The following is a 7,200-nucleotide window of genomic DNA, read 5'->3' as shown; positions in this document are numbered from 1 at the left end:
CTAATTTTCAGGCGGTTTTTTAATTCCGCCAACAGGTTTTTGACAATATTCTTTGCTGTTTTCTTCGTCATATCTGCAGAATGGTCAGTACTTTCATGTCTTTTTACCTGACAATAAATGCAGCTTGAATTGCAACGCAAAGTTGGCACAACCATGTGCAAAGAAGTGAAATCTTCCAAGATACTCTTCTTTGTGCGGAATTTGGTTGCTAACATTTTTACAACATCTTCAACCTTGTCTGTTGTGGCTATTTGCTTTGACTCTATATCATAGAATAAGTCACTTGTAGGGTCAAGTTCTCCATTGACGAATTTGTGAAAGTCGTCATTCTTTAGGAAAATATATTCTCCTACATCATTCGATAGAAGATATTCTTCTTCGTTAAATCGAGCGAAGCGAAATGGAAGTATTGTATAAGTATTATTCATTGTTCTATCTTGAAGAATAGTGAGACCTGTGTGACACATGTGAACTATGCGACCGATGAGAGTAGTGAGAAGAGTGGCATGACTTCAATAATGGCGCAAAAGAAAATGAGGCTTTTTGAAGTACCAAAGGGCGTTTTGCCATTTCTATTATATCTTGTTCGCTTTTCTCTATCTGTACTATATCAGAATTGTCATCGTAAGAGAGTGACGTTAGCAGGAATGTCACGAAGAAAATAAAAAAATGTCTCATCGGCTGACTGGCTTAAATGCTTCCTCAACGATTAAATCCCGAATATGACCATACTTTTCCGTAGTAATCTCACGAAGTTGCTGGTCAATCAAGTCATTACAGAATTGCTTAACGATATTCTCGTCAAGTCCACCATCTTTTGATTCAAAGATAACACAGACCTGTTTATCATCATTAGGCATTGTGTTCTGATAAACAAAGAACTTGTCTGTGTATTTGTAAATCGTAGCTGTTATAGCCTTTTCGCTATATAAATTCAAGTCTATTATAACTTGAAATCCTTCCTTATCCGTCTTTGTGATTGGAACTTTTATACTACTCATACCAACTATTCTTCTTTTTTGCCAACGGCTACCATATTGGCATGATTAACAACAAATGGTTGGTATATATACATGAAAACGTGGAGCCAGTCCTGTCACTCGTTCCACAGTGTAAAGGCTCTGGCATCGCCCAAGTTGTCGAAACGAGCAACGCCGAAAGCCCCACGCCTGTGTACGTATATAGAAAGCACTCTTAACAACGAACGGCAAAATCGTCCGAAGCCAATAAGGGCTGTATACAATACACCTCATGAGGCGTTCCCGTTGCTTTGTTCTTGACAACTTTTGCTCGAACTGCCAGATTCTTACACTGTCAAAACCAAAGCGTACAGTTACGCCTTATATGTATATATGTCTGCCCAAACCTCTGCCCATTGGGGCTTTCGGTATGGGTATAGACGTTACAAAGATAACACTTTTATCTTGGAAACCACTTGGTTTGGCTGGCAAAGTATGATTTCAAGGTCTGATTTAACATTATTAAATATAAATATGTCAGAGAATTCCACTTTTGCGTGATTTTTCTCGCTAAAAAGTTTGTATTATCAATGATTATTCGTATCTTTGCAGCGTCAGTCCTCGCCAAGCCTCTTAACAATGCTCAAATCGTGCGAGGCGTTTTTTGTTTATACACATTTGAATATGGCGAACCTTATTCCCTTTACAAAACGGTTTGAATCTTCGGAAAATCTCGTTAATTTGCTTGAATCACGAGGTTTACAGATTTGTGACAGAAACAAAGCCATACAGTACCTTGACAATATTGGTTATTACAGATTGTCTGCTTATATGTATCCTTTGTTAAAGATGCCCAAAACAGCACATTTGTATAAGGAAGGTTCAACATTCAAAAAGGTGATGATGCTTTATCGCTTTGACAAGAAACTGAGACTACTCATGTTCAATGAAATAGAAAAGATTGAAATTGCTATCAGACGTGCGGTGATGCAAATAACAGCAGATATGACAGGCAATCCTTTCTGGCTTACTAACTCTTCTTACTTCTTGGATAGTTCCAGGTTTAATGAAACAATGCGAGCTATATCCAAGGAATACAGCAAATCAAAAGAGGAGTTCATTCTCCATTTCAAACGAACCTACTCAGAGCCTTACCCACCATCGTGGATTTTAGGAGAACTGCTTACTATTGGAAACGTCAATGCCATTTATCGCAACATTAAACAAAATCGCATACGCAAGCGTATTGCCAAACGTTTTGGGTTGCCTATCAATGTGTTTGAGTCATGGCTCACGGTTATTGCTGTTACTCGAAATGCCTGTGGTCATCATTCAAGAGTATGGAACAAGCAGAATGCTATTCAGCCAGCAATTCCCAATAGTCCCGCAGGAGAATGGATAACACTGCCAACAGATTCCATGCGTGCTTACTTTGATCTTTGCATCATCAAGTACTTTCTTAATGTTATATCCCCCAATAATGATATGCAATCCAAACTAACATGGTTGTTCATTCGGTTTCCTGAAATTGACTTAAAAGCTCTCGGCTTTCCGCAGGGATGGGAAACGGAACCATTATGGAGGTAATAACATGTGGAATGGTTACTGATCACTCACTCCCTTACATGGCCTTCTTTGTATCCTTTTATCATATTACGGGGTCGGTTCAAACGCCCCATCCAATACATATCTATGTAATTTTGATGTAATCGAAAGTTAAATACGTTAAATTTTAGCCATTTCGTTTCCATATAGAATTCATATTGCCACTTTTCTACCGTTTAGAGCGTATAATACTGATAATCAACTAATAATAGATACACTAATTGTAAATCATTGTTCACAGCAACTTTTGAGGATGGAACTGATTTGATAGAAATGGGCTATGGGGCTTCTAATAAAGAATATGGACTTTTCCGTGATTGTCCAATCGAGAACCTTTATTTAGGTCGTTGGTTGTCTTATAGTACCAAGGATAATTCGGGAAATGATGCTCCAAACAGGGCTCCTTTCTGTCATATTCCAACTCTTAATAACTTGACAATAGGTAAGAATGTTGGGGTTATAGATAAGTTTATGTTCTCTTATTGCACAGGATTGGAAGACGTATTCCTTCCTGATAACATTACTTCTGTTGGTATGTGGGGATTCCGTGGTTGTACTTCTCTGAAGTCAGTAAGACTCAGTCAAAATTTGAGTCAGATTGCAGACTATGGCTTCTCAGAGTGTTCTTCGTTGGATAACGTTGTGTTCCCTGCAAGTATGACAAGTGTTGCAGATAATAGCTTCTCGAACTGTACTTCTTTGAGGAAACTTGACTTAGGAAGTTCTTTGAAAATTATTGGACCTTCAGCATTCCAAAATTGTACAGCTTTGGAGGGTATTGATATGCCAAAGACTTTGGAAGGATTAGGTGTTGAGTCTTTTGCAGGTTGCACTTCTCTTCCTTATGTAGAAGTGAAGGGTGAAGTTCCATCTGTAGGTAAGCAAGCCTTTCAGGGATGTACTGGCTTGACATGGATTTCGCTCAGTGAGAATATTTCGTCATTGGGTGAAAATTCATTCGAGGGGTGTACCAATATTAAGTATGTAAAATCATATGCGACATCACCAGTTCCAACAGGATTGGTTAATTTCCCTGAGGAGGTCGTTGCTAATGGAACTTTGTTTGTTCCAGCAAATGTTATTAATAATTACAAGAGATCTGCTACATGGAGGAAATGGGGTAGTATCAAGGCAATGACAGAAGATGTTTTCTTATCTTCTCTTACTCTGAACCAATCTGACGCTCATTTGAAAGCCTGTGAAACTCTTGCTCTTGCAGTAACCGTAGGTCCTGATGAAGCTACCAATAAGAAGGTGGATTGGAAGTCGGATGATGAGACTGTGGCATCGGTATCTGCCGATGGTGTGGTAACAGCTCATAAGGTAGGTCAAACGTCTATTCATGCTATTGCAAATGATGGCGGTGGTGCCAAGGCAACTTGTACTATAACTGTTGACCCTACAATGGTTTCCTCTATCACTTTGAGTCAAGAAAGCTTGAAAATCAGAAAAAATCATACGGCGCAACTCTCTGCTATTGTTGCTCCAACTGATGCTACCAATGCAAGTTTTATCTGGTCATCTACCAATGAGGACGTAGCTAAGGTGTCCGAGGATGGAGTGATTTCTGCAATAGCTCCTGGTGATGCAGTCATTAAGGCTACTTCACAGGATGGAAGTCAGGTGGAGGCATCTTGCCAGGTAAAGGTCTTGCCGGTATTGAAAGGTGACTCTAATGATGATGATGAGATCAATGTCGTGGATGCTGTTAATACCGTCAATTATATATTTAATAAGGTGACAGGAACATTCGCTTTTGAGGCTGCCGACGTGAATAGTGATGACCATATCTCAATTTCCGATGTAACGGGTACAACTGACTTGATTATGCAACAGGTTTTGCAGGTGAAAGAGCAGGTTGCAATGGCTAAGGGCTATGGTGTTTCTGCAATGGATGATGCTTCGTCTTCAGACCGTTCTTTGGATTGCTTAGTATTGTCTCAACAAGACAAGTCTAATATTGATATAGCATTAGACAATAATAGTAACTTTGTTGCTTTGCAGGCTGATATTACTTTGCCAGTAAATGTAAATGATGTGGAAGTGAAGTTGAGTGGAGTGATGGCTACAACCCATCAGTTGAGTTACTCTAAGTTGAATGTTCATACTTTGCGTGTTGTCGTTTATTCACTTAGCAATAGTACTTTCATGAATGGACAGCCTATCTTCTGTTTGTCTTCAAAGAAGAATTTGGATGCAAAGAATATAGGTGTAACCAATGCTATCGGCTCTGATGTTGAGGCTAAGGGTTATCGTTTGACCTCTCGTAATAATGAAGTAACTTCTATTGATGGAATTGGCGTGGACGGAACTTCTGTCAAGGTTGTTGTGGATGGTCTGATGTTTACAGGCTTGAAGGGTACACCTATTTATATATATACCACTTCAGGTATCCTTGTGAAGACATTCTGTCTTGCTTCTGAGACATCTAAGATAGCTTTGCAAGCTGGTGTTTATCTTGTGAAGATGAACGGACAGGTAGTCAAGATTACTGTAAAATAATGGTTAAGGTATGATAAGACTAAATAAAATAATGGTACTTTTGTTCTTGATGTTGTTGGCTTTGCCGCTTGCATCAAGAGCAAAGGATACCTTTTATATAGAGCCAGTTAACGTAGTCCCTGGTGAGTCGAAGACGATTACCCTAAATTTGGATAATAGTCAGGTATTTCGTGGCTTTCAGACTGATATCGAACTGCCTGAAGGTTTAAAAATTGCCTCGAAGTCGAATGGCAATTTTGATATCTCTCTTACAGATAGGGGATCATCTTCTTTCTCTGTGAGTTCTAACTTGATGTCGGATGGCTCTGTTAGAATCTTGGGTTATTCTACTCAGGGTGAGTCGATAAAAGGAAACCAGGGTGCTTTAGTACGTATTTCTGTGCGAGCTTCCAGTGATTTTTCGGGTGGCTATATTAAGCTGAAGAATTCTATTTTTTCAGATGTTAATAATCGAGATGTGAAATTGGATAATTCACAACTCTTTGTGGGAACAAAAGAACAGAATGATGTATTTGTCAAGAGTGGTGAGATTTCGCCAGAAGTTAGTAAAGCTTTCTCCTTTGAATTGTCCAACGAGAGTGAGATGACTGCTTTTCAGATGGATGTAGTTTTGCCGAATGGCTTGTCTCTGGATTTAAGCAAAACAAGGTTGACTGGCCGATGTGGTAATCATCAATTGCAAACAAAGCAATTGGGCAATGGTAAAGTTCGCATTATTTGTATGTCTTCGGACAATACATCAATTTCAGGGAAGATAGGTTCTGTCATTGATCTGTGGATTAAGGCAGAGAAAGGCATAACGGGCAATCAGATTGTTAAATTAGAAAATATCATTTTCTCTGATGTCAAGGCTCGTACCTATCGGATGGACCCTTTCTCCTTTGTTGTTGATGTGAAGTATGTTCCTGTAACTTCAGTTTCTATTAGTGAAAGTAACATGCAGTTGGAGGTTAGCGATTCTCGACAGTTGACGGCTTCTTTGTTGCCAGAAAACTGCACAGATAAAACGATACTTTGGAAATCTGATAATGAGAAAGTGGCAACTGTCAGTGATGACGGTATGATTATCGCAAGGTCTGCTGGACAGTGTAGTATTATTGCTTCCACTGCAGATAATTTGATTCAAGCGAAGTGTGTAGTTACTGTAGTGAAAATACCATTGACTGCTCATGTTGCTAATACTACTAAGGTTTATGGTGATGCTAATCCTGAGTTTAATATTACTTACTCTGGTTTTAGAGATGGGGATTCTGAGGTTGGCTTTTCTGTTCCTGCATCCATTTCTACTATTGTAGATAATAGTAGTAAAGTTGGAAAGTATGACATTGTAGCTTCTGGTGCAGTTTCTGATAAATATGAAATCTCGTATATTCCTGGTACTCTTACCATTACTAAGGCTCCTTTGTCTATCTCTGCTGGTAATTATACCAAGAAGCAGGGTGATGCAATGCCTGTGTTTAAGGCAAGTTATGCTGGCTTCAAGAATGGCGAGGATGAATCAGTTCTGACCAAACAACCAGTCTTCTCTTGTGAGGCAAATGAAGCAAGTGCTCCAGCAGAGTATGCTGTTACAATCAGCGGTGCCGATGCAGAGAATTATGAAATCAGCTACGAGCAGGGACGTTTGACTGTTGTCGAGGCAGATGCCGTAGTTGTTCGTGCCAAGAGTTACAGCCGTCAGTATGGTGACGAGAATCCTGTGTTCGAGTTTGAGACCGAGGGAGCAGCGTTGGATGGTACTCCGGAGATTGTCTGCTCCGCAGTTGCCAACTCTCCTGTAGGATCTTATACTATTGAGGTAAAACAGGGCAGTATCAAGAACTATAATGTTCACTTTGAGTCAGGTTGTCTTGTGATTACTAAGGCTCCTTTGTCTATCTCCGCTGGCAATTATACCAAGAAGCAGGGTGACGCCATGCCTGTGTTCATGGCAAGTTATGCTGGCTTTAAGAATGGCGAGAATGAATCAGTCCTGACCAAGCAACCAGTCTTCTCCTGTGAGGTTAATGAGGCAAGTGCTCCGGCAGAGTATGCTGTTACAATTAGCGGTGCCGATGCTGAGAACTATGAAATCAGTTATGAGCAAGGTCACCTGACTGTAGTTGAGGCAGATGCCGTAGTTGTTCGTGCCAAG

At 39.9% G+C, this 7,200-nt stretch carries 4 protein-coding genes and 1 pseudogene; 3 read left to right on the top strand and 2 right to left on the bottom strand.

What is annotated here, in order from left to right:
- Positions 1-428, bottom strand: a pseudogene (locus DW917_RS15790) (His-Xaa-Ser system radical SAM maturase HxsB); the annotation flags it as partial.
- A gap of 246 nt (positions 429-674) precedes the next feature.
- Positions 675-1,001 (bottom strand): His-Xaa-Ser system protein HxsD, encoded by a 327-nt coding sequence (gene hxsD / locus DW917_RS15785; protein ID WP_118120255.1) that lies wholly within the window; start codon positions 999-1,001, stop codon positions 675-677.
- A gap of 642 nt (positions 1,002-1,643) precedes the next feature.
- On the opposite strand from hxsD, the gene DW917_RS15775 reads away from it, so the two are divergent.
- From DW917_RS15775 to DW917_RS15765, 3 genes are all read left to right on the top strand, one after another.
- Positions 1,644-2,546, top strand: a complete 903-nt coding sequence (locus DW917_RS15775; protein WP_118120257.1) for an Abi family protein — start codon at positions 1,644-1,646, stop codon at positions 2,544-2,546.
- A gap of 249 nt (positions 2,547-2,795) precedes the next feature.
- Positions 2,796-5,066 carry a leucine-rich repeat protein gene (locus tag DW917_RS15770; protein WP_118120253.1) on the top strand — a complete coding sequence of 757 codons (2,271 nt, stop codon included), beginning with the start codon at positions 2,796-2,798 and terminating at the stop codon, positions 5,064-5,066.
- A 31-nt stretch (positions 5,067-5,097) separates the two neighbouring features.
- Positions 5,098-7,200 (top strand): MBG domain-containing protein (locus DW917_RS15765; RefSeq protein WP_199545582.1); only part of this gene is annotated, 2,103 nt, incomplete at its 3' end.

It is taken from the genome of Prevotella sp. AM42-24 (genome assembly GCF_003461825.1).
Taxonomy (GTDB): Bacteria; Bacteroidota; Bacteroidia; order Bacteroidales; family Bacteroidaceae; genus Prevotella; species Prevotella hominis.
The sequence above is the reverse complement of the archived record's forward strand: the minus strand, read 5'-3'. Positions and strand labels throughout refer to the sequence as shown.